Source organism: Streptomyces regalis (assembly GCF_001509475.1).
GTDB lineage: Bacteria > Actinomycetota > Actinomycetes > Streptomycetales > Streptomycetaceae > Streptomyces > Streptomyces regalis.
Genome location: NZ_LLZG01000265.1, coordinates 23,259 through 45,323, shown reverse-complemented (window position 1 = coordinate 45,323; position 22,065 = coordinate 23,259). Strand labels below are relative to the sequence as shown.

General features: G+C 68.3%; 19 protein-coding genes. 8 read left to right on the top strand and 11 right to left on the bottom strand.

Translation table 11 applies throughout. The features are described 5' to 3' along the window. Nucleotides 1-76: 76 nt before the first annotated feature. The gene (gene arsM, locus ADL12_RS25375) at nucleotides 77-874 is read left to right on the top strand and encodes an arsenite methyltransferase (RefSeq protein ID WP_062705487.1); all 798 of its coding nucleotides are present in this window, start codon (nucleotides 77-79) and stop codon (nucleotides 872-874) included. Here arsM and ADL12_RS25370 read toward each other — a convergent pair. Next, complete coding sequence (locus ADL12_RS25370) at nucleotides 849-3,782, bottom strand: GH32 C-terminal domain-containing protein (RefSeq protein WP_079052269.1); 2,934 nt, start codon at nucleotides 3,780-3,782, stop codon at nucleotides 849-851. The two genes, arsM and ADL12_RS25370, sit on opposite strands and share 26 nt — an antisense overlap. A gap of 266 nt (nucleotides 3,783-4,048) precedes the next feature. On the opposite strand from ADL12_RS25370, the gene ADL12_RS25365 reads away from it, so the two are divergent. The 6 genes from ADL12_RS25365 to ADL12_RS25340 all read left to right on the top strand — a co-directional run bounded on the left by ADL12_RS25365 (nucleotide 4,049) and on the right by ADL12_RS25340 (nucleotide 11,754). Continuing rightward, nucleotides 4,049-5,083 (top strand): LacI family DNA-binding transcriptional regulator, encoded by a 1,035-nt coding sequence (locus tag ADL12_RS25365; protein WP_062705484.1) that lies wholly within the window; start codon nucleotides 4,049-4,051, stop codon nucleotides 5,081-5,083. A gap of 171 nt (nucleotides 5,084-5,254) precedes the next feature. After that, entirely contained in the window at nucleotides 5,255-6,532 is a 1,278-nt protein-coding gene (locus tag ADL12_RS25360; RefSeq protein ID WP_244188052.1) for an ABC transporter substrate-binding protein, read from the top strand. Between the two features lie 94 nt (nucleotides 6,533-6,626). Next, a complete protein-coding gene (locus tag ADL12_RS25355; RefSeq protein ID WP_244188051.1) occupies nucleotides 6,627-7,553 on the top strand; it encodes a carbohydrate ABC transporter permease in 927 nt (308 codons plus the stop codon). A gap of 1 nt (nucleotide 7,554) precedes the next feature. Further along, complete coding sequence (locus tag ADL12_RS25350) at nucleotides 7,555-8,427, top strand: carbohydrate ABC transporter permease (RefSeq protein WP_062705479.1); 873 nt, start codon at nucleotides 7,555-7,557, stop codon at nucleotides 8,425-8,427. A 47-nt stretch (nucleotides 8,428-8,474) separates the two neighbouring features. Next, nucleotides 8,475-9,947 (top strand): glycoside hydrolase family 32 protein, encoded by a 1,473-nt coding sequence (locus tag ADL12_RS25345; protein ID WP_341846379.1) that lies wholly within the window; start codon nucleotides 8,475-8,477, stop codon nucleotides 9,945-9,947. 232 nt (nucleotides 9,948-10,179) lie between these two features. Beyond that, a complete protein-coding gene (locus ADL12_RS25340; RefSeq protein WP_107120021.1) occupies nucleotides 10,180-11,754 on the top strand; it encodes a recombinase family protein in 1,575 nt (524 codons plus the stop codon). 993 nt (nucleotides 11,755-12,747) lie between these two features. Here ADL12_RS25340 and ADL12_RS25330 read toward each other — a convergent pair. Together ADL12_RS25330 and ADL12_RS25325 are read right to left on the bottom strand one after the other, a co-directional pair. Next, nucleotides 12,748-13,686 carry a hypothetical protein gene (locus tag ADL12_RS25330; protein ID WP_062705473.1) on the bottom strand — a complete coding sequence of 313 codons (939 nt, stop codon included), beginning with the start codon at nucleotides 13,684-13,686 and terminating at the stop codon, nucleotides 12,748-12,750. 238 nt (nucleotides 13,687-13,924) lie between these two features. Next, a complete protein-coding gene (locus tag ADL12_RS25325) occupies nucleotides 13,925-14,890 on the bottom strand; it encodes a hypothetical protein (protein ID WP_159053293.1) in 966 nt (321 codons plus the stop codon). Between the two features lie 393 nt (nucleotides 14,891-15,283). Here ADL12_RS25325 and ADL12_RS25320 point away from each other — a divergent pair, with 393 nt between their 5' ends. Further along, nucleotides 15,284-15,868 carry a recombinase family protein gene (locus ADL12_RS25320; RefSeq protein WP_062705469.1) on the top strand — a complete coding sequence of 195 codons (585 nt, stop codon included), beginning with the start codon at nucleotides 15,284-15,286 and terminating at the stop codon, nucleotides 15,866-15,868. 173 nt (nucleotides 15,869-16,041) lie between these two features. Here the strand turns inward: ADL12_RS25320 and ADL12_RS25315 are convergent, their stop codons facing one another. The 8 genes from ADL12_RS25315 to ADL12_RS25280 form a co-directional block, all read right to left on the bottom strand. After that, nucleotides 16,042-16,245 carry a hypothetical protein gene (locus ADL12_RS25315; RefSeq protein ID WP_079052273.1) on the bottom strand — a complete coding sequence of 68 codons (204 nt, stop codon included), beginning with the start codon at nucleotides 16,243-16,245 and terminating at the stop codon, nucleotides 16,042-16,044. Then, entirely contained in the window at nucleotides 16,245-16,433 is a 189-nt protein-coding gene (locus tag ADL12_RS25310) for a hypothetical protein (RefSeq protein WP_062705465.1), read from the bottom strand. Before ADL12_RS25310 ends, ADL12_RS25315 begins: the two co-directional genes overlap by 1 nt. 93 nt (nucleotides 16,434-16,526) lie before the next feature. Beyond that, complete coding sequence (locus ADL12_RS25305; protein ID WP_062705463.1) at nucleotides 16,527-17,357, bottom strand: helix-turn-helix domain-containing protein; 831 nt, start codon at nucleotides 17,355-17,357, stop codon at nucleotides 16,527-16,529. Next, nucleotides 17,354-17,851 (bottom strand): DUF6879 family protein, encoded by a 498-nt coding sequence (locus ADL12_RS25300; RefSeq protein ID WP_062705462.1) that lies wholly within the window; start codon nucleotides 17,849-17,851, stop codon nucleotides 17,354-17,356. The genes ADL12_RS25305 and ADL12_RS25300 overlap by 4 nt, the downstream gene beginning before the upstream one ends. Further along, a complete protein-coding gene (locus ADL12_RS25295; protein WP_062705460.1) occupies nucleotides 17,835-18,044 on the bottom strand; it encodes a hypothetical protein in 210 nt (69 codons plus the stop codon). The genes ADL12_RS25300 and ADL12_RS25295 overlap by 17 nt, the downstream gene beginning before the upstream one ends. Nucleotides 18,045-18,212: 168 nt before the next feature. Continuing rightward, complete coding sequence (locus tag ADL12_RS25290; RefSeq protein WP_159053292.1) at nucleotides 18,213-18,374, bottom strand: hypothetical protein; 162 nt, start codon at nucleotides 18,372-18,374, stop codon at nucleotides 18,213-18,215. 29 nt (nucleotides 18,375-18,403) lie between these two features. Next, nucleotides 18,404-20,338, bottom strand: a complete 1,935-nt coding sequence (locus tag ADL12_RS25285; RefSeq protein WP_062705456.1) for a TIGR03960 family B12-binding radical SAM protein — start codon at nucleotides 20,336-20,338, stop codon at nucleotides 18,404-18,406. An 88-nt stretch (nucleotides 20,339-20,426) separates the two neighbouring features. Beyond that, nucleotides 20,427-21,932, bottom strand: coding sequence for a CYTH and CHAD domain-containing protein (locus tag ADL12_RS25280; RefSeq protein ID WP_062705454.1), 1,506 nt, complete (start codon nucleotides 21,930-21,932; stop codon nucleotides 20,427-20,429). Nucleotides 21,933-22,065 lie beyond the last annotated feature (133 nt).

Sequence of the window (22,065 nt, the reverse complement as noted above, 5' to 3'; positions counted from 1 at the left end):
TTCGACATGCCTCTATGTTGACGTTTACCAATACAAGGCGGAGGCTTTCATCAATGAACGTCACCTGGAGTGAGTCATGTCCGATCAGACCACCGACCTCCGCGAAACGGTCCGCCGTCGCTACGCCGCCGCAGCCGTGCAGGTCACCGCGGGTGGCACCGCCTGTTGCGGGCCGGAACCAGTCGAGGTGGACGAGAACTTCGGCTCCACCCTGTACGCGGCCGACGAGCGCGACGCCCTGCCCGCCGAGGCCCTCGCCGCCTCTCTCGGTTGCGGCAACCCCACCGCCGTGGCCGACCTCCACGACGGCGAGCGCGTCCTCGACCTCGGCTCCGGCGGCGGCATCGACGTCCTGCTCTCCGCCCGCCGCGTCGGCCCCACCGGCAAGGCCTACGGCCTCGACATGACCGACGAGATGCTCGAACTCGCCCTGGCCAACGCCCGGAAGGCCAAGGCGACCAACGTCGAGTTCCTCAAAGGCACCATCGAGGCGATCCCGCTCCCCGCGAACACCATCGACGTCGTGATCTCGAACTGTGTGATCAACCTGTCCACCGACAAGCCCGCCGTCTTCGCCGAGACCTTCCGTGTCCTCAAGCCCGGCGGCCGCATCGGCGTCTTTGACGTGGTCGCGGACGACTCACTGACTGCGGCCCAGCGCGGGGAGCGGGGTGACTACGCCGGCTGTATCGCGGGCGCCCTCTCCTTCACCGAGTACCGCGAGGGTCTCGAAGCAGCGGGATTCACCGACGTCGAGATCACACCCACGCACCCCGTCGCCGACGGCATGCACTCCGCGATCGTGCGGGCGACCAAGCCTCGACGCGTTCGTCGTGGGGCTGGAGTTGTCACTCCCGGCGGACAGGCACGTTGACGTCGTCCACGTTGATGTGGCCCCAGCCGCCCGTCGACCGGTCGGCGATCTCGACGTAGATCCGCTCGCCGAGGTGAGCGGACAGGTCGAAGACCACACGGCGGTACTGCTCGACACCGCGGCCGGTCGCCTTGGCCAGCACCTTGCCGTCGCCGGCGCGGACCACGGCCGCATAGAGCCGGTCGGGGTCATGGCCGCCGGCCACGAGAAGGTCGACCACGCCGTCTCCGCCGAGGACCACGGTGGCGGAGCGGAGCACGCCCGTGGCGTCGTCGCCGCCCGCGTTCGGGTTGAAGCCCCACAGGTGGTGGCCGGCCGGGTCCTCATCGGTCTCTGCCTGGCAGAAGGGTCCGCCCCAGCCCCAGTCGGGGCGGGTGGTCACGTTGGCGTCGCTGAATGTCGTACCGGAGACGACGGTCCAGCCGGTGAGATCCCCCGAGGCGAAGTCGTGGTTGGGAAGGGCATCGACGTCGGCGGGGCGCGGCGGGTCGTATGCGGCCGGGGCGACTGCGGTGTCGTAGGCGCCGTTCATGCGCCAGACGTCCAGCTCCAGGACCTGGGCGGCGCCTCCCTCGGCGGTCAGTCGCAGGCCGATGGCGTCTTCCCTGGTGGGGTAGACGCGGCTGGTGAGGCTGTTGGTCCCGTTGATGTACGCCTCCAGCATCGAGCGGTCGAGCAGGACCCTCAGTCGCAGCTTCCCGCCGTCCAGGTCGACGGTTCCGCCGTGCACGCCCTTGCGTACGTCCGGGTCGAGGCTGGAGCTGCCGCGGTCGATCCAGAAGCGTCGCTCGGCGGTGTCGTAGGACAGCAGCGTCTCCTCGGTGCCGTCGGCGCATGCCCTGACCGCCAGGGTGATCTTCCGGGCGCCGCGCGGCTCGATGACGGTGCTGATGTCCAGCAGGTCGCCCGAGACCCCGGCAAGCTGCCGGTTCGCTTCCTCGACGGAGGTCTGCCGGATCCCGGCGAGCCGCCTGCCGCGGAGGCCGGACGCCTCGGTGATCGGTTCGACGCCCAGGCGGCCGTCCTGGCGCAGCGAGACGCTGACGGGCATGCCGGCGTTGTGCGCCCAGCCGGACTGGGCGTGCTGCTGTTCGCTGCGGCGGTCCTGGGCGATGCTGAAGAGCACGGACCGGCCGTCGGGGGTGACGAAGCCGGAGGGGCCGGTGAAGTGCTCGCCGAAGTCGAACTCGCGGGGCTTTTCGTGGTCGGGTACGAAGCGGCACGCATCCTTGTCGAAGGTGCCGATCCAGTAGTAGGTGTGCTTGACGGCGTTCGGGTGGAACGCCTCCCACCACGGGCTGACCAGCAGGATGTGCTTGCCGGTGCGCCCGCCCTTGGGGCCGGGGAGCGGGAGGAGTACCGGCAGTTCCCACGCCTCTCCGGGCTCGGGCACCGCGGTCAGGTCGTTCCAGTGCAGGGGACCGCGGTACGTCCAAGGGCCCTCGGGCCTGCGGGCGGTGTGGACGAGGGCGGTGCCGCCGTATTTCCTGGTGACCTGCGTGCCGTTGTAGTCGACGATGCCGCTGCCGACCAGCTGGTACCAGACGCCGTCCTCCTCCCAGACGAACGGGTCGCGGAAGTTCTCCGCCCACGCGGTGCCGGGGCCGGCCGGGAGCCCTGCCGGGGCTTCGGTGACCGGCTCGGACCTCATCGTCCAGGTGGGCAGATCCGTGTCCCCGTCGGCCTGGTAGGAGGACACGGCCGTCCCCGTGCGCTGGCGGTACGGCAGCCGGTCGTCGCCGCCGGTGAAGAAGAGCACCGGGCCGCGGTCGCCGTCGACGTACGCCGAGCCCGACCAGCAGCCGTCCGGCCCGACCGAGTCGGCGGCGGGCGCGAGGGCTATGGGCATGTCCCGCCAGTGCACCATGTCGGTGCTGACCGCGTGCCCCCAGTGGATCTGTCCCCAGTACGGGCCGAGCGGATCGTGCTGGTAGAAGATGTGGTACTTGCCCTTGAAGTACACGGGCGCGTGCGGCTCGTTCATCCAGTGCCAGGGCGGCAGCAAGTGGAACTGGGGGCGGTGCCGGTCGCCGTCGAAACGGGTCCGGTCGAGGGTCACGTCCGGGCGGGGCACGAGACGGCCGGGCAGCGCCTCGACCTGCTCGGCGTGCTCCTTGTGCGCGGTCGCGTCGTCCAGGGCGCCGGGGCGGATCACGAGGCTGTCCATCAGGCCCATGTACATGTTGGCGTGGAACTCGCCGTTGATCAGCGTGGGCCGGTTGTGCCGCCCGATCAGCAGGGGCTCGGCGGCCGCCAGGTGCGGGGGCCTGTCCGGGGTGGTGGCCGTGCCGATGGGCCGGCCGTCGCGGTAGAGGCGCAGCTGGCGGGCGGCCGGGTCGTACGTGGCCGCGACGTGGGTCCATCGGCCCTTGGCGGCCGGCTGGTCCTGGGCTCCCCCGACCTCGATCAGGTCGGTGCCGAAGCCGAGTCGGAAGACGATCTGCCCGAAGCGGCGCAGACCGAGCAGGAATCCGGTCTTCGCATCCGGGTCGTGCTGGTTGACCAGGGCCTGGGGCTTGCCGTCGATGCCGTGCTCGTAGGCGTAGGGGGCGATCCACACGTCGACGGTCATGCCGCCGGCGGGATCGAGCTTGCCCGGGCCGTCGGCGGTGACGACGGTGGAGTAGCCGTCGAAGTACAGCGCCCGGCCGCGCACCCCGCGGCGCCGCACGGGATCACTGTCGGGCTTGTAGCGGGCGTCGTCGAAGACGTAGTCGATGGGGTCGGCGGAGCCGGAGACCGCCTCGCGGGTGAGCGTGCCGGTGCGCTCGTCGAAGTCCCAGCGGGCGGTGGGGGGTTGAGGGCCGCGCTGTTCCTCGGCAGCGGCGGGGGTGGCGGTGAAGGAGAGCGGTGCGACGGCGCCGCCGATGGCGGCGGACACGACAGTGAGGGCCGTTCTTCTCCTCATGGCTGACTCCTGTGTGATGCGCGGCAGGGCCTGATGCCGTGCCAAATCGGTTTAACCGGATGGCTCGGCATCGTTCGCGCGCCGCTCCTGCTAACGCAAGAGCTAATGCATGCCGTTTTACCTCAGCGCCACATGGAGACCGCACAAAACGGCACATAACCGCACCGTTTCTCATTCGATATATCCGGAGTGTTGACATCGGACGACGCGCGCCCCAGTCTCGTCGCAACTTGCTAATCCGATTTAACAACGGAGCTGAGCCGCCGATGCCTGAACGCCGCGTGACCATGGCCGACGTCGCCCGCCAGGCGGGCGTCTCGCCGACGACCGCGTCGTTCGCCCTGTCCGGCCGCACCGACATGCGCATCTCCGACGCCTCCCGCCAGAAGGTGCTTCAGGCCGCCCGGGAGCTGGGCTACCGCCCCAACGTCACCGCGCGCAGCCTGCGAACCAAGTCGACGCAGACCATCGGGTTCGTGTCGGACCGGATCACCACGACGCCGTTCGCGGGCGAGGTGATCCGCGGCGCGATGGAGGCCGCCCGGGAGCGGGACAACCTGCTGTTCATCACGGAGGCGGGCGGCGACCGCGACGCCGAGTCGTCACTCGTCCACGCGCTACTGGACCGCCAGGTCGACGCGGTGATCTACGCGTCCATGTTCACCCGGTACGTCACTCCACCCAAGGAGCTGTTCGGACGCCGGGTCGTGCTGCTGAACTGCCTGGCCCCCGGCTTCGACGCCCCGTCCGTCGTGCCGGACGAGCTGGAGGCCGGCCGGGACGCGGCCCGTGCCCTGCTCGCGGCCGGTCACCGCGAGGGCATCTGGGCGATCGGCGGCCACCAGGCCGTGCCGGCCACGCCCGAGGGGATCATCGCCGGCAACGAGCGCATGCGCGGCCTGGAAGAGGTCTTGCGGGAGGGCGGCGCACGCCTGGACGGTGTCGTCGAGTGCGACTGGAACACGCCGGACGGCCACCGGGAGGTCTCCGCGCTGCTCGCGGCGGGCCACCGGCCACGGGCGCTGGTGTGCCTGACCGATCGGGTGTCCCTCGGCGCGTACCAAGCACTCGGCGAGGCGGGTCTGTCGGTGCCCGGCGACGTGTCGGTGGTCTCCTTCGACGATCAGGACATCGCGTCCGTACTGCGCCCGGCGCTCACCACCCTGAAGCTGCCGCACCACCGACTCGGCCGTCTCGCCGTGGAGTTGATTCTCCGCAAGGGTCCGCTCGAAGCAGTCGTACACCGTGTGCCCATGCCACTGCGGGAACGCGCCTCCATCGGCGCCCCCGCCGAGGGCTGACACCGGGCACCCGAAAACGGTTGTCCCGCCGTCCGGAGCTGAAGACCCTCCGGGCGGCGGGACGACCACCAAGAACAGCGACCGTCGCAACCGGTCGCCAAGGCGGGTCCGGCAAGACCCGTCTCAGTGAGATGGAGGAACCTCGTGGTGTTCAGAACCAGGCGCCTCGCTGTGGCGAGTGTAGCTGTCGCGGCGGCGACCGCGCTGGTCGCCGGATGCGCGTCCGGCACCGGCGGCAGCACGTCCGGAGCCGACGGCGACACGCTCACCCTGTGGACGCACAACGCCGGCAACTCGGCCGAGCTGGACGTCGTCAAGAAGATCATCAAGGACTTCAACGGCTCCCAGAGCAAGTACAAGGTCAAGCTCCAGGCGTTCCCGCAGAGCGACTACAACAACTCCGTCGTGGCGGCCGCCTCGGCCCGCAAGCTGCCCTGCCTGCTCGACGTGGACGGCCCCAACGTGGCGAACTGGGCCTGGGGCGGCTACCTCGCCCCGATCGACGTCTCCGGCAGCGAGGTCCCGCTCTCCGACCAGCTGCCCAGCACCGTCGGCCGCTACCAGGGCAAGGTCTACGGGTTCGGCTTCTACGACGTCTCGCTGGCGTTCTTCGCCCGCAAGTCGGTGCTGAACGAGTACGGCATCCGCATCCCGACCATCGACAAGCCCTGGACCAAGGCCGAGTTCGACTCCGCACTGGCCGAGCTGAAGAAGAGCGGGAAGTTCGAGTACCCGCTGGAGATGGGCACCGGCGGCACCGGTGAGTGGTGGTCGTACGCGTACTCCCCGCAGGTGCAGAGCTTCGGCGGCGACCTGATCGACCGCGACGGCTACAAGACCGCCTCGGGCACGCTCGACGGCAAGAACTCCGTGCAGTGGGCCACCTGGTTCCGCTCACTGGTGTCCAAGGGCTACATGGCGAAGAAGTCCGGCGCCGACCCCAACAAGGACTTCCTGGCCGGCAAGAGCGCCATCCAGTGGGACGGCAGCTGGAACGCGGCCAAGAACGCCGACAAGCTCGGCGACGACCTGGCGATCATCCCACCGGTCGACTTCGGCGACGGGCCCAGGATCGGCGGCGCCTCCTGGCAGTGGGCGATGAGCTCCACCTGCTCCAACAAGGACGGCGCGCAGGCCTGGCTGAAGTTCTCCCGCCAGACCAAGTACTTCGTCGACTACGCCAAGACCACCGGCACCCTCCCCGGCACCGAGGCCGCCGCGAAGCAGGTCGACGGCTACCAGGCCGGCGGGAAGTTCAACGTCCTCGTCCAGTTCGCGCGCAAGTACGCGGTGGTACGCCCGGTCACCCCGGCCTACCCGTACATCTCCACCGAGTTCGAGAAGGCGGCCCAGGACATCCTGTCCGGCGCCGACCCCGAGAACGCGCTCGGCCAGGCCGCGAAGGACATCGACAACAACCTGAAGACGAACAACTACTACGCCGGCTGACCCGCCCCGGTCCGGTTCGGGCCCCGACCGCGCTGCCTCTTGGGGGTCGCGCGCCCGAACCGGACCGGCTCCCCCTGGAGCTACCGTGACCACCATGATCGCAGCCCTCGAGCGGCTGCGTCCGGTCCGGCGATCCCGAACGACCAGCGCACGCCGCCGTGAGAGCCTGACCGCCGTCGGCATGGCCACCCCGGCCGTCGTGCTGCTGATCGTCTTCCTCGTCGTACCGGTCGCCCTCGCCTTCGCCCTGGCCTTCACCGACGCGAGGCTCGTTTCGCCCACCCCGGCCCGCTTCGTGGGGCTGAGGAACTTCACCCTGCTCTTCCAGGACCCGGTCTTCTACAAGTCCCTGCGCAACACGGCCTACTTCGCCGCCGTCGTCGTCCCGCTCCAGGCCGGGCTCGCCCTGCTGCTGGCGCTCCTGGTCAACGCGAAGGTGCGGGGCGTCAACTTCTTCCGCACCGTCTACTTCCTGCCGGTCGTCACCTCGATGGTCGTGGTGTCCCTGCTGTGGACGTTCCTCTACCGGCAGGACGGCCTGGTCAACCACATCATCTCGACGCTCACCCTCGGCCACGTCGACGGCCCGGACTGGCTGGGCGACCCGGCCACCGCCATGCCCGCCATCATCCTGATGTCGGTGTGGCAGGGCGTCGGCTTCCACATGATCATCTGGCTGGCCGGCCTGCAGACGATCCCCGCCGAGCTCTACGAGGCCGCCGACCTCGACGGAGCCACCCGTCGGCACCGCTTCCGCCACGTCACCTGGCCCGGACTGCGCGCCACCCGCACGTTCGTGCTGGTCACCATCACCATCGCGGCGTTCAGCCTGTTCACCCAGATCAGGGTGATGACCCAAGGCGGCCCGCTCGACTCCACCACGACCGTCGTCCACCAGGCGGTGCACACCGGCTACGACCAGCAGCAAACGGCGTACGCGGCCGCGATCTCCCTGGTCTTCTTCGTGCTCGTGCTGTCCGTGTCCCTCGTCCAGCGTTTCCTGACCCGGGAGAAGGACTGACATGACCTCCTTCCTGCGGATTTTCGCCGGTCACGCCGGCCGTGTCGCCCTGGCCCTGATCTTCGCGCTGCCGCTGCTGTTCATGCTGGTCTCGTCGTTCAAGCCGGACGACCAGATCTTCGGCGACCTGGGCTCCCTGCGCGCCTTCCTGCCGGTCGGCGCCCTGTCACTCGACAACTACACCGGCGTGTTCGAGCGGGTCCCGGCGGCACAATTCCTGCTGAACTCGGTGCTGATCTCCTCGATCACCGTGGTGCTCGGCATCGTCGTCAACAGCATGGCCGCCTTCGCCCTGTCCCGGATGCGCTGGCCCGGCAGGAAGCTGGTCCTGACGGCCGTCATCGCCACCCTCATCGTGCCGTTCGAGACCTTCGCACTGCCGCTGGTGTGGTGGGTCAACCAGCTGCCGCTGCTCCGCGTCAACGGCTTCCACCTGGAGTGGACCACCGGCTGGATGGACACCTACCAGGTCCAGATCGTGCCGTTCGTCGCCAACGCCTTCTCGATCTTCTTCTTCCACCAGTACTTCCAGAGCATCCCCAAGGAGATCGACGAGGCGGCGATCGTGGACGGCGCCGGCTGGTTCACCATCTACCGCCGCATCGTCATGCCGCTGTCGGGCCCGGCGATCGCCACCGTCGCCATCCTCACCTTCCTGCCCGCCTGGAACTCCTACCTGTGGCCGCTCATGGTCGTGCAGAGCGAGGAACTGCGGCCGGTGATGGTCGGCATCTCCTACTTCTTCCAACTCAACGTCGGCTGGGGCCAGATCATGGCGTACTCCTCCATGATCACCGTTCCGATCCTCGCCCTGTTCGTGGCGTTCCAGCGATCGTTCGTCAACAGCATCGCCTCCACCGGAGTCAAGGGCTGACCGCGCTCCTCCGCCTCCCCACCCGAAAGGACCGCTGCGTGTCCGTCATGCCCGCAGACCCCCACCTGCCCGTCGCGCACCTGCGCCCGCCCAGCAACTGGATCAACGACCCCAACGGGCTGGCCTTCCACAACGGCCACTACCACGTGTGCTTCCAGTACAACCCCTACGGACCCGAGCACGCCCACATGCACTGGGGCCACTTCCGCAGCCCCGACCTGCTGACCTGGGAAGAACTGCCCGTCGCCCTGACCCCCACCCCCGGCGCGGACGACGCCGACGGCTGCTTCTCCGGCAACGCCGTCTCCGACGGCGACCGCCTGATCGCCTTCTACTCCGCCTTCCGCACCGACCGCTGGGCCCAGCCGGTCACCACCGCCGAGTCCCGGGACAACGGTGTCACCTGGACACCGCGCGGCAGCCTGCTCATCCCCGAGCCGCCCGACGGCGCCACCATGTACCGCGATCCGTACGTCTGGCGCGAGGCCGACCGCTGGCGCATGCTGGTCGGCTCCGCCCAGGCGAACGGCCGGGCGGCAGCTCTGCTGTACGAGTCCGCGGACCTCGAAGAGTGGGAGTACCGGGGGCCGTTCCTCGCCCGCGTCCCGCAGCCGGTGGCCCCGGGCGCCGACACGGGACTGGGCTGGGAGTGCCCCCAGTACCTGCACGCGAACGGACGGGGCGCGCTGCTCATCGGCGCCTGGGACCCGGAACTCGGACCGCGCCGAACCGTGGTCTACCCCGGCCGCGAGCAGGACGGCCGCTTCCTCGCCGAAGCCCCCTCCCTCCTCGACCACGGCCCCGACTTCTACGCCCCCGCCCTGCTGCCCGCCCCCGACGGGCGGTGGCTGCTGTGGGGCTGGTCCTGGGAGGCCCGCGACCCCGAGTGGGTACGTGAGTCCGGCTGGGCCGGCCTGCTGACGCTGCCCCGCGAGGTGACACTCGCCGAGGACGGCTCCCTACGACAGCAACCGGCCGCGGAACTCCTCGCGCTGCGCGACGAACGCGCGGTGACCGCAACCGGAAGGACCACCGCAACGGCCGTCCTGGGGACAGTGAGCCCGAGCTTCGACCTGACGGCCCGTCTGGAACCCCGCGCCGCCGACACGACAGCCGGACTACGACTCGTCACCTCCGCCGACGGCGCCGAGTACCTCGACATCAGGATCGACCCGGACGCCGGCGAGCTCGTCGTCGACCGCGACCACGCCTCCCTCGACCCACGCGCCCACGGCGGCACCTTCCGCATCCCCTGCCCCGAGGCGACGGCTGCGTCCGGTGTCCCGGTCGAGCTGCGCCTGGTGGTGGACCGCTCCGTCGCCGAGCTCTACCTGCCGTCGGGCCGCACCCTGACCCTGCGCTTCTACCCCACCGGCGGCGCACCCTGGCAGATCGAGGCCCGTACCGGAGGCACCGGCGGCCTCGGCTACTCGGTCGGGGCCTGGAACCTGCGGCCGTACACCATGCGCTACGCCGCGAGCCGACGGCATCCGGCTGCGGCTGCGGCTACCAGCTCCTGACCGGACACAACTGAGCCCCCTCGAATCAAGAGGGGGCTCAGAGGTACTCACAGGAACGAAGCACTCACAGGAACGACTCACTCACCTCAATGCGAGTGCCCGCTGGGAGCCGGCGCAGCGTTCTTGACAGTCAGAGGCAGCAGCTTCTTGCCGGTCGGGCGGATCTGGATGTGCGTGTCCATCTGCGGCCATAGGAAGACAGCTCCACATCTGGCCTGTACGCTCCGCGACCATGAAGACGTACGACATCGAGAGCGAGTGGACCGCCTCAGACCTGGCTCTCCTGGAGGATCTGAAGCGGGCGGAGGCCCTGCTCCCCGAGGACGCCCCGCGCGCGCTCATCTCCGTCCGCCTGTCCGTACTTACGGAAGACACGACATCGCCGGTGCGGCAGGAACTCGACCTGCGGCTCCTGGCCAGAGAGAAGGGGTACCGCGTTGTCGGCGTCGCCTCCGATCTCAACGTGTCGGCGACGAAGGTTCCGCCGTGGAAGCGGAAGAAGCTTGGGGAGTGGCTCAACAACCGGGCCCCGGAGTTCGACGCTCTGCTCTTCTGGAAGCTCGACCGCTTCATCCGTCGCATGACGGACCTGTCCACGATGATCGAGTGGTGCGAGCGGTACGGGAAGAACCTCGTATCGAAGAACGACGCGATCGACCTCAGCACGACCGTGGGCCGGATCATGGTCACGCTCATCGGCGGCATCGCGGAGATCGAGGCAGCCAACACGTCGACCCGCGTCACGTCGCTGTGGGACTACGCCCGCACGCAGGATTCGTGGCTCGTCGGCAAGCCGACGTACGGTTACGTCACGACGAAAGTGGACGGCAAGCCGGCACTCGCCATCGAGCCGAGCGCACACAAGGCACTGCACTGGGCCCGGCGCATGGCGCTCCGGGGCGTCTCCGCTCGACGCATGGCCCTCTGTCTCGTCCGCTCCGGCCTCATGTCGGCAGGACTCACCACGTCGACCCTCCTCCGCCGCCTTCGTAACCCCGCACTCATGGGGTACCGGGTCGAGGAAAACAAGCAGGGCGGGAAGCGACGGAGCAGACTCGTCCTCGGCAACGACGGCAAGCCGATACGAGTCGGCCCTCCGATCTTCACCGAGGAGGAGTTCGAGACCCTGCAAGCAGCACTCGACCGCCGGGGCAAGAACCAGCCCACCCGACAGACGGGCGGAGTGACACAGTTCCTGGGAGTCCTGATCTGTGTCGACTGCTCGACCAACATGACCGTGCAAAAGAACATGAGCAACGGCCGGAGCTACACCTACCTGCGCTGCGGCAAGTGCAAGGGCGGCGGCCTCGGCGCGCCCAACCCGCAGGATGTCTACGACGTCCTCGTGGGCGACGTGCTCCGCGTCCTCGGTAAATTCCCTGTCCAGGTCCGGGAGTACGCGAAGGGGGCCGAGGCGCGCGCCGAAGTGAAGCGGCTCGAAGACGCCATCTCCTACTACATGGCGGAGCTCGAACCAGAAGGCCGCTTCTCGAAGACGCGGTTCACTCGCGAGCGGGCGGAGAAGACGCTCGACAAGCTCACGGAAGAGTTGAGCGCAATCGATCCCGAGACCACGCAAGACCGTTGGGTCCTCGTGCACAACGGCAAGACCTTCCGGGAGATGTGGGAAGCGGGCGGCATGGAGGCCATGGCCGAAGACCTGCGCCGCGTGGGCGTCATGTGCGAGGTGACCCGTACGAAGGTCAAGGGGGTGCGCGCCCCGTCCGTACACCTGCGGCTCAAGATCCCGCGCGACGTACGCGAACGCCTGGTCATCAAGGGCGACGACTTCGCCGCAAGGCTCTGACAAGGGAGCCGGGACAGGCATCTCCGGGCGGCTCGGTCAGCCAGGCCCGGAGGTGTTCCAGCTTGACGGCCGGCCCGGACTCCGGATAGGAAGACTCTCCCGCTCCTTCTGGGAGCGGACACCGTAGCTCCCGCCGTTCAGCGGCGGTAGAGCTGGCCACTCCGTGAGGGGCCGCGATCCCGAGGGGCTCGCAGGGACGTCGAGGACATCCCGAAGCGCAGGACGGTACTGCGCGACTTCCACCCAACGCTGAGGCGCGGCTCCGTGCTGCCCTCGGCCAGCGCCAGGAGTCGCCAGCCCTTGAACATCACGATCGAAGTCGTCTGGACCTGTGAGGTCTGCACCTCACCCCTCGTCGAGGGAGAGACGCACGACTGCGGCCACGCCCCGCAGGAAGGGGGTGCGACCAGTGTCCATCAGTTTCGGCTTTAACCGCCCTTGGGGCGGTGTCTCTCAGCATGAGTACCGCCGCATGGCGCAGAATCCCGGGCACCAGCTCGCGTATCGCGTGCACTTCGCCGCACTCGGATGGGCGGACCGCCAGGGCCATGCGAGCTTCGGGCCGGGGAGACTGGCCTCCCTGCTGAGCAAGGACGGAAACCCACTGTCCGATCAGAGCACGAACAACGCGATAGCGCGCGCCAAGAAGCTGGACCTCGTCTCGCCCCGATCGGGGGCGGCGTGCCTCGTCCTGCCTCCCCACTTGTTCCAGAAGGGAAAGGGGGCACCCGTCCCCTGTCGCCTTCACCCGGATCGGTGAGCACACGCTGTGCGTGTAGCCCGCACACGCCACGCGTGTACCGACATGACCTCCGACCTGGGGAAACGTTCACCTCTTCTCTTATCTGTCTTGCCTCCGGTGGCTGGGCGGCCTCTGTTGGTGCCGACACGGAAGCCGATGCCACAACGGCAAGGAAAGCAGGGGCGCGGCAGCGCCCCCCAAGTGCATCAGCGAGCCGGTGGAGTCCCTCGCCACTTGTCTACCCAGTGCTCTTACCCGAAGAGAGCCATCCCGAACTGGATGATCGTGGCCAGGGCACTCCCGGCCTGCACTCCCGAACCAAGCCTCGGCGCGATACGGCTCTGCCAGATACCTCGCTGCTCTTCACGGTCCTCGGTGCTCCCAAGCCGCACGATGTCCGCTTCGTACGCCTCGACCTCCTCCGCGGTGAGGTCGAGGTCGGACGTGGCGGCTCGAAGCTGGGTAATGAGTTGGGCCAGTGCCGCCCCGTCTATACCGCTGTTCACCGTGGCGTTGTTGCCAGCAATGACCTGCCCTCCGTGCACGGTGCTGTTCACCGCTCCAACGGCGCCGAAGAAGTTCTGGGTGGGACCCGTGTTCTGCTGACCTTGCATGAATACCTCCACAGTTGTACCTGCCTCAACACAGTCTTGACCCATCGGTGTCAGAGCCAGCTCCCGTCCGCCGTACCGTTCGAGGAGCCCCTTCTCCCGTAGGTATTGCACAGCTTCGTGGATCTCGTCCCATGCGAGCTGGCCCCCGCAGAACCAACTGGCTGGCGAGAACACGAAGGTTTGAAGATCGGCAGATCCGGACGCTGGGGCAGTGTCGTCTACCCAGCGCAACACGGCGATGCGGGTGTATGACCTTCGAGAACTCCGTCGGGTCGATTCGGCCTTGAGCCTTCGAGCCTCCGTGAGCCCGCTGGGCGTCAGGCGAACGAGTTCAACGAAGCCGCTGGCGTAGGTGATCTCTGCGACCATCCAGCCCCTCGCGCGGAGCACGGAGACCACGGCGATGGCCTGTGCTTCCGAACCTGCCGCTTCCACTACCGGCTGAGTGGAGAGAACCTCGTCGAGGTCGCCAGCGCCCGCTTCGAGGGCGTGCAGAAGGAACTGGTCTGCGTACACCGGAAGGAACACGTCTGTAAACCGCGGAAGGGACGGGTCTGGACGCATCAGGTCTGCCATGGCGGCAGCGTAGTTCAGGCTTCAATGCTGACGAAGGGCAGTCGAGTTGAGGGCGAAGTTTTCATGGCGACATCGACGGGGCAATGCTGCAATGTGCCTGCGACCTGGGGAAACTGCGTGAGCCAGCCGTCCCGGGGGTCGGCCAACGGCCTTGGAACCGTGGCAGAATCCGAGCTGCTAAGACACGGCGGTCCGCCAATGAGAGCGCATGGGGTCATACCCCACCCCGCTGGCCAGCTCAGGCTTCGGCCGTCGCTTCTTCGCTTCGAGTGGCCTGCGGTGCGGTAGCGGCGGCATGGAGCCCTCGGACCACCGCGAGGAGGAGCAGTCCGAGGGCTGCAGCGGAAGTGATCCAAACGCCAGGAAGACGATGCAACGAGACGACCGCCTTCACCTGGGTCAGTTGGTATTCGCTCACTTCAAGGCCCGGCGCCAGCTCCGCCAGGGTGTACGGCTTGCTCCAGAGCGCAGAGAGCACGCTGCTGGCGGAGCAGACACACGCTGCCAGCAGGATTCCCGAAGTGATAGCGGCCGACCGGAGGCAGGCCGACACGAGACAGGCGACCACGATAAGCACGGCAACGACGACGGCCTGTATCGCCCACTGTGCGGGCATGTTTGACAGTGAGCAGCAGGGCCCGTACGTGAGCGTCTGGGGCGTACCATCGGCCGGCGTGAACGCGAGCTCCTGCTTCTGCCAGGGGAGCCACGTGCCAACGAGCCAGGCCGCAGCGCACAGCAGCCCGAGGGCCGCCCATAGAGCGCTCGCCCGGGTCGGGGCGAACTGGAAGTCGGCGCCTCGACGAAGCGTGGCTGCGGCCGAGGCGGCCGCCCCGATCGCCAGTCCAGCGGAAATGACGCCCCAGTAGAACCCAACACCCGGGGCGACGTAGTCCGAGGCGCCAGACGGGCCGGAACGGAACATGCCGACGATGTCAGCCACGAACAAGCCTGGAAGGACCAAACCGGTACCAACAGCCAGACCCAGCCCGAGGCGGACGGTGGTACGCGGCAGAGTCAGGAGTCCGGCCAGCGAGAGAAGAGCGACGAAGGCGATGTTGAATGCCAGTGTGCCGTCCGAGTCGTGCAGCGTGGCGGGGTGGGCGTCAGCGCCTACGAACGAATACGTCGCACATATCGCCACGATCACGCACGTTGCGGCGCCGACACTCAGTCCAGACGCAGCGAAGCGGAGCTTGGACATCGGCCTAGCAGAGAGCGAGTGGGCAAACGTACGCGAGCGGTTGTAGGGCCTACCGCACTGAGCACAGTAGCTTTCATCGGGCATGCCAGCACGCCCGCATCCGGTACAGAACACGCCCACACCCTTCACCGACACCCCTCAAAGTCGGCACATCCTACCGACGCTTCTGCGCGGCCCTTCCAGGCTTCGACCGAGAAAGGTCTCGTCCCACTCTGAGCCCTGTCCCGAGAGCGGTCCGCCACCCATCCCCCGCAGAGGAGCATCTCAGAAACCAAGGTTTGTGAGATGACAGGCAGAGCCCCCCTCACGGGGGCGCAGCCCTGTTCAAAACCCGTCTCGAAACCTCCACCTCGAACTTGATCTTTTGAGACGAGTTCTGAGACAGTCTGTGTCGTGACGACGAACACGATCACTGGCCAGCTCATCGGGTACGCTCGCGTCTCCACCGACGACCAGGAAGCGCAGCTTCAGCGCAACGCGCTGACTGCTGCAGGATGCGCCCGCATCTTCGAGGACAAGGCCAGCGGCAAGAACACCAACCGGCCGGAACTGACGGCCGCACTGGACTACGCCCGACCGGGCGACGTCCTGTGCGTGTGGAAGCTGGACCGTCTCGGCCGGTCGCTCATCGACCTCGTGTCCATCGTCGACGGCCTGCGCGAGCGCGGCATAGGTTTCCGCGTGCTCGACGGTGCGCTCTCCGCCGTCGACACAACGTCGGCCGACGGCCGCCTGTTCTTCCAGATCATCGCGGCCATGGCGGAGTTCGAGCGGTCACTCATCAAGGAGCGCACGCGGGCCGGACTGGACGCGGCCAAGGCACAAGGCCGGACCGGCGGCCGGCCATCTGTGGTGGACGAGGACGTACTCACCGTGGCTCGCGCCAGGCAGGCCAAGGGGGAGAGCGTCAGCGCCATCGCCAAGGCCCTCGGGATCTCCCGAGCCACGCTGTACCGGCACCTCGGAGAGAGCGCCTGAAGCAGGAGTTCAGGCAAGCCCTGGCTCTACGTCGGGGGCCGTTGTCGTACGCAGATGCACGACGCCGTCTGACGGCCGCAACGAGCGGCCGGCACAGATGTCCCTTCGCTTGGGTGTGCTGGTGCCCCGCCCCCGCCGCGCGTGTCGGTGTCCGTACGGTGGGGGCGGGAGTCTCAGGGCTGTAAGCGGCTGACGTCGTTCGGGAGAACCAGCCACTCCACGCCGCCGCCCTTGGGGCGTACGAACGCCATACGCTGCTTCCTGCGATCGGCGGGCATCTTGGCGGCGTCCTCATAGTCCGGGATCACGTCCGTCAGTACTCCGGTACGACCGTGCCCGTCCTGGACGAGGTGCCCGATGTCTTTTCGCGTGACCATCAGGCCGGGCACTTCGGGCTGTGGTGGTAGACCGCTGTCATGTCGTTCGAACCTTCGCCCTCGGGGCGCAGGTAGCCGCGCCGGACGCGCTCCGACCGCTTGATCTCCTGCTTGCAGACGAGACAGGTCGAGCCCTTCGGGGCGTAGGTCCCGTACTCCTCCGTCACCCGGTCCAGTGCCGTGGCCATGTCCGCACCTTTCGCTGTCGCCTGGCGTTCAGTGCGGAATCCTTCACGGGCCGGCGGCGCTGTAGGCGGATCATGCGCGTCCCGGACTAAAGATCACCGGAGGGCGTCAGCACACTCCCCCAGGAAGGTGCGTGCCTCCTGGCCGAACATGGCCCGCGCCTCCAGGTGCCCAAACTCTTCGAGGTGGCCCATCACGTCCCGGGGATCGCGGAAGACCATGACCCCTGACGACAGTTCCACGGTGGCTAGGCGGTCGTCGTAGATCGTGAACGTGTTGAGCGGCGCCGGGCCGGTCGGCGCCGTCATGGGGATGACGCCGAGGCGGACGTTCGGGAGGTGCGTGAGCGAGGCCAGGTGGTCGGTCTGGACCGCGAGGGCGTCGGGGCCGACCAGGGGCCAGCGGACGGCCTGCTCGGTGAGGAGGAACGTGAACCGCTTCGAGCGGTCGTAGAGGACCTGTTGCCGCTCCAGCTTCTTGGCAACCGTCTTGGAATGATCACCGGGGATGTGGGCCAGGCTGGCCCGGATGTACTCGGGAGTCGAGAGAAGTCCCGTGATCATCGAGAGCAGGAAGAACCGGAACTCGGTCGAGGACGCGTCGAGGCCGGCGAGCTCAAGCTGCTTCTTGTCCAGGCCCTTGCGGCGCATACCCCGGGCGCCCTGCCACTCCGTGTTCGCCAACCTGGCCAGCGCCATGACCTGCGCGACGAGCGCCGGAGGCGCGTCGCAGGCACGGAGGAACTGCTCCACGTCCAGCAGGGACGGGCGGACCTTGCCGTTCTCGATACGGCTGATCTTGGACTGGGACATGGTGCAGCGGGCAGCGATCCGGGTTCCGGTGAGCCCGGACCGCTTGCGTACGGCCTTCAGCAGAGCCGCCAGTTCATCGCCTGACTGGCCCAGATCCTCGGGTTCGACACTCACGTACGGATGTACTCCAGGAAGGGCACGGACGCCTCTACGGCGATCCGCTGGTACTCGATGAACGGAGCGGGGTCGCCCTCGTACCGTTCACGGCTGATCTGCCTGCCGTCCGGGTGGTAGTGCATGAGCACGACCGTCGAGCGGTCGAACATCCAGAAGTCCTGGACGTCGGGGAGCGGGTTCGGCCGGTCGGTGATGTCGAGGATGCGGATGTCTTCCCCTGCCGGGGCCTGGTGCTGGTAGTACCGCTCGAACTCGAACCGTAGGTAGTCCGTGAGGGGCCGCGTGACGATGTGGACGCGGCCCACACTGCGGGTGCGGACCATGGCCATCCACGCGTCCTCGTACGGGCCCGGGAAGCGGGCCCCCGCCTTGAAGGCGGCGAACTCTTCCGCTTCCTGCGGTACGAGGTACTGCGGCAGGGTCTCCAGCCGCCAGGCTTCGGTCTGGAACCTCTTGAACTTGTCCGCCCAGGCTTCACCATCCAAGAGCACGGACGGCCTCCCTCAGAACTTCCTCGGGGATCTCCACGAGCCCTTCCCCGGCGGGTGGGGTGAAGGCGGTGGACACGTCGCCCTGCACGACAAACGAGCCGGAGGCGGTGCGGTAGACGTTCGGGCAGTCGCCCTGTCCGCAGTTGCCGCCGTTGGTGTTGCCGGTGAGCCGTGTGAGTTCTTCGCGCGCCATGCCGAACCCCCCTCGTACGAGCCCTTTGCGGGCCGGTCGCCACGACCGTACGAGCGAGGCCGGTACGCCGTCTATGCGGAAACGCGACTATGCGCGTTGTCGCATAAACCGGGCCCCTGGGAACGCCGAGAGGCGCCCGGACAGGTCGTCCGAACGCCTCTCTACGCCCTACACCCACTCGACCGCCGAAACGATGCCCGGGTCCCGCCGAGGGGCGGGGAGCGGCGTGCGCCGCGCGGGACGGGGAGCCTGCTCGCGCTCCTTCGCACCGAGCCCTCGCAGGGCTTCGGCGCGGTCCGCTTCGGGGATGTCGGCAAGCGCCTCAGCCATCCGCTGGATGGCGTCGCCGCTGGTCACGGCTACTTCTTGACCGTGAGCGGGAGCAGCTTCTTGCCGGTGGGGCCGATTTGTATAGCCGTATCCATCTGCGGACACACCCCACAGTCGAAGCAAGGCGTCCACCGGCAGTCCTCCACCTCGGTCTCGTCGAGGGCGTCCTGCCAGTCCTCCCAGAGCCAGTCCTTGTCGAGGCCGGAGTCGAGGTGGTCCCAGGGCAGGACCTCCTCGTAGGTGCGCTCGCGCGTCGTGTACCAGTCGACGTCGACGCCGAAGGGGGCCAGCGCCTTGTCGGCGCAACTCATCCAGCGGTCGTAGGAGAAGTGCTCGCGCCAGCCGTCGAAGCGGCCGCCGTCCTCGTAGACCGCGCGGATGACCGAGCCGATGCGGCGGTCGCCCCTCGACAGCAGGCCCTCGACGATGCCGGGCTTGCCGTCGTGGTAGCGGAAGCCGATCGAGCGGCCGTACTTCTTGTCGCCGCGGATCTTGTCACGGAGTTTCTCGAGGCGGGCGTCCGTCTCCTCCGCGCTCAGCTGCGGCGCCCACTGGAACGGCGTGTGGGGCTTGGGGACGAAGCCGCCGATCGAGACCGTGCAGCGGATGTCGTTGGACCTCGAGACCTCACGGCCCTTGGCGATCACGTTCATCGCCATGTCCGCGATCTGCAGGACGTCGTCGTCGGTCTCCGTCGGCAGGCCGCACATGAAGTACAGCTTCACCTGGCGCCAGCCGTTGCCGTACGCCGTCGCGACCGTCCGGATCAGGTCCTCTTCCGAGACCATCTTGTTGATGACCTTGCGCATGCGCTCCGAGCCGCCCTCGGGGGCGAAGGTCAGGCCGGAGCGGCGGCCGTTGCGCGTCAGCTCGTTCGCCAGGTCCACGTTGAACGCGTCGACGCGGGTGGAGGGGAGGGACAGGCCGATCTTGTCCTCCTCGTACCGGTCCGCCAGGCCCTTCGCGATGTCGCCGATCTCGCTGTGGTCCGCCGACGAGAGGGACAGGAGGCCGACCTCTTCGAAGCCGGTCGCCTTCAGGCCCTTCTCGACCATGTCGCCGATGCCGGTGATCGAGCGCTCGCGCACCGGGCGCGTGATCATGCCCGCCTGGCAGAAGCGGCAGCCGCGCGTGCAGCCGCGGAAGATCTCCACCGACATGCGCTCGTGGACCGTCTCCGCCAGCGGGACCAGCGGCTGCTTGGGGTACGGCCACTCGTCCAGATCCATGACCGTGTGCTTGGACACGCGCCACGGGACACCCGACTTGTTCGGTACGACGCGGGCGATACGGCCGTCGGAGAGGTACTCGACGTCGTAGAACGCCGGGATGTACACCGAGCCGGTCCTCGCGAGGCGGAAGAGGACCTCCTCGCGGCCGCCCGGTTGTCCCTCCGCCTTCCACTCGCGGATGATCTTCGTCATGTCCAGCACGGCCTGCTCGCCGTCGCCGATGATCGCCGCGTCGATGAAGTCCGCGATCGGCTCGGGGTTGAAGGCCGCATGGCCGCCGGCCAGCACGATCGGGTCGTCGATCGTGCGGTCCTTCGACTCCAGCGGGATGCCCGCCAGGTCCAGGGCCGTCAGCATGTTCGTGTAGCCCAGTTCGGTGGAGAAGGACAGGCCGAACACGTCGAAGGCGCGTACCGGCCGATGGCTGTCCACCGTGAACTGTGGGACGCCCTGCTCGCGCATCAGCGCTTCCAGGTCCGGCCACACGCTGTACGTGCGCTCGGCGAGGACGCCCTCCTGCTCGTTCAGGACCTCGTAGAGGATCATGACGCCCTGGTTGGGCAGCCCGACCTCGTAGGCGTCGGGGTACATGAGCGCCCAGCGGACGTCACAGGACTCCCACGGCTTGACCGTGGAGTTGAGCTCTCCGCCGACGTACTGGATCGGCTTCTGCACATGCGGGAGCAGAGCTTCGAGCTGCGGGAAAACCGACGCAGCGACTTCGGCAGGCATCTCGCGAACCTTCGTGAGCTGGACTGAACTGACAGGGGTGACCATCTAGCGTAACGCGACCGCGACCACCCCCCGTCCGTCCGGAAGGTCAGAGGGCGTCCGCCCCGTCCTTGATCCCGTCCCAGAACCCGGGCAGCTCGGCCTCCACGGCCCCCGCCCGCTGCTCCTCACGCCCGTAGAGCAGCCCGTACGTGAAGGCGCTCTCCCCCGCCGCGTGGGCGACCGCGGACAACTCGCGCAGGGTCTGCCGGGCCATCACGCTGTCCTGGTGCTCCCCGAGCAGGTTCTGCAGGGCCTTCATGGACTTGACCATGGTCTTGGCGGGCTTGCCGAGGACCGGCTCGGCCGCCTCGGCCGCGTAGCGGGTGCGCTTGGTCTTCTTGCGGGCCTCGTGGATCGCGACGTCCCGGTCGGTGCCGGGGTCCAGCTCCAGCGCCTGCCCGACGAGCCCGGAGACCTTCCGGAAGTCCTTCTGCACGGCCTTGGCGATCACCTTGCGGGGCTCCTTCCCGGCCGCCTTCAGCAGCGGCGGGTCCGCGATCAGCGCGTCCAGGGTGTCGAGCAGGGCGAGGTAGCGCCGGGAGTCCAGGACGCCGATCAGCTTGCCGCGGGCCCCGCCGTGCTCGGCGCTCGCCCAGATGTCCAGGCGCTCCGCGATCGGGCCGGAGACCAGGGTGGCAGGCACCTCGTCGAGGGCAGCCCTCAGGCGCTCCGTCAGCACCTCGCGGTCCCGGTCCACGCCCAGCTCGCCGGCCAGCCACTTCAGCTCGTCGCCGATCGGGTCGGTGACGGCCCGGTCCAGAACCTTGCCGAACGACTTGAAGGTGCCGCGCATCCGGCGGGTGGCGACGCGCATGCTGTGCACGGAGTCCTCGACGTCCTGGCGTACGGCCGGGTCGAGCTCGACGATCGCGTCCCGCTGGGCACGGACGTACGCGAGCACGTGGTCGCCGGCGGTCACTGGGGCGTCGAGCGAGGCGGGGGAACGCTTCTTCTCGGGCGCGGTCTCCGCAAGGGCGCGGGCCAGCTTCGAGGAGGACGCGGACGGCCGTACGCCCGCCTTGCGCAGCCGCTTCTCCACCTTGTCGAGGAAGGCCGGGTCACCGCCGTCGGCGAGCTCCACCTCGATCTCGGTCCACTGGGCGTCCCCGACGCCGCCACTGAGCCGCTCGGCGTGCACGGCGTCCACGCTGACCTCCGCCAGCAGCCGTCCCTGCGCGTCGAGGAGGTCGCGCACGTCACGGTCCGAGCGGAGCCGGACCACGGGCAGCAGTTCGACGTCCCGGACCCGGGAGCGGATCAGAGCGGCGAGCTCGTCGGGGAGGGTGTCGGAGAGCGGAGCGCGGATCTCGTCCCGGACGCCCTCGGAGACGGGGAACTTCAGGTGCCAGCCCGCGTCCGATCCGCCGGTGCGGCGGCGCAGGGTGATCGAGGACGCGGTGAGGCGTTCGTCCACGGTGTCGTAATAGGTGGCGTCCAGGTGGGCCACACCCTTGTCGACGACGGTCTCGACGCCGGCGACACCGGTCAGGTCGGGCAGGCCGCTGTGGTCGGATTCGTACTTCCGCTCGATCTCGCGCTTTGTGTCCGCCATGACCTGAATCTAGTAGGACTCACGACGGGACGACAGGGCCTACTGGCCATGAACCCCAGGTGAACCGACTCAGCCCGGGGGCGGCCAGGGGCGGCAGCCCCCAGGGACGGCCACCCGGCCAACGATCACCGCC

Coding starts and splice junctions, on each gene's coding strand:
- ADL12_RS25340 (WP_107120021.1), top strand. CDS start 10,180: ATGAAGACGTACGACATCGAGAGCGAGTGGACCGCCTCAGACCTGGCT.
- ADL12_RS25280 (WP_062705454.1), bottom strand. CDS start 21,932: ATGGCGGACACAAAGCGCGAGATCGAGCGGAAGTACGAATCCGACCAC.
- ADL12_RS25285 (WP_062705456.1), bottom strand. CDS start 20,338: ATGCCTGCCGAAGTCGCTGCGTCGGTTTTCCCGCAGCTCGAAGCTCTG.
- ADL12_RS25350 (WP_062705479.1), top strand. CDS start 7,555: ATGACCTCCTTCCTGCGGATTTTCGCCGGTCACGCCGGCCGTGTCGCC.
- ADL12_RS25345 (WP_341846379.1), top strand. CDS start 8,475: ATGCCCGCAGACCCCCACCTGCCCGTCGCGCACCTGCGCCCGCCCAGC.
- ADL12_RS25370 (WP_079052269.1), bottom strand. CDS start 3,782: ATGAGGAGAAGAACGGCCCTCACTGTCGTGTCCGCCGCCATCGGCGGC.
- ADL12_RS25290 (WP_159053292.1), bottom strand. CDS start 18,374: ATGGCTGAGGCGCTTGCCGACATCCCCGAAGCGGACCGCGCCGAAGCC.
- ADL12_RS25310 (WP_062705465.1), bottom strand. CDS start 16,433: ATGGCCACGGCACTGGACCGGGTGACGGAGGAGTACGGGACCTACGCC.
- ADL12_RS25315 (WP_079052273.1), bottom strand. CDS start 16,245: ATGGTCACGCGAAAAGACATCGGGCACCTCGTCCAGGACGGGCACGGT.
- ADL12_RS25330 (WP_062705473.1), bottom strand. CDS start 13,686: ATGGCAGACCTGATGCGTCCAGACCCGTCCCTTCCGCGGTTTACAGAC.
- ADL12_RS25355 (WP_244188051.1), top strand. CDS start 6,627: ATGATCGCAGCCCTCGAGCGGCTGCGTCCGGTCCGGCGATCCCGAACG.
- arsM (WP_062705487.1), top strand. CDS start 77: ATGTCCGATCAGACCACCGACCTCCGCGAAACGGTCCGCCGTCGCTAC.
- ADL12_RS25295 (WP_062705460.1), bottom strand. CDS start 18,044: ATGGCGCGCGAAGAACTCACACGGCTCACCGGCAACACCAACGGCGGC.
- ADL12_RS25365 (WP_062705484.1), top strand. CDS start 4,049: ATGCCTGAACGCCGCGTGACCATGGCCGACGTCGCCCGCCAGGCGGGC.
- ADL12_RS25325 (WP_159053293.1), bottom strand. CDS start 14,890: ATGTCCAAGCTCCGCTTCGCTGCGTCTGGACTGAGTGTCGGCGCCGCA.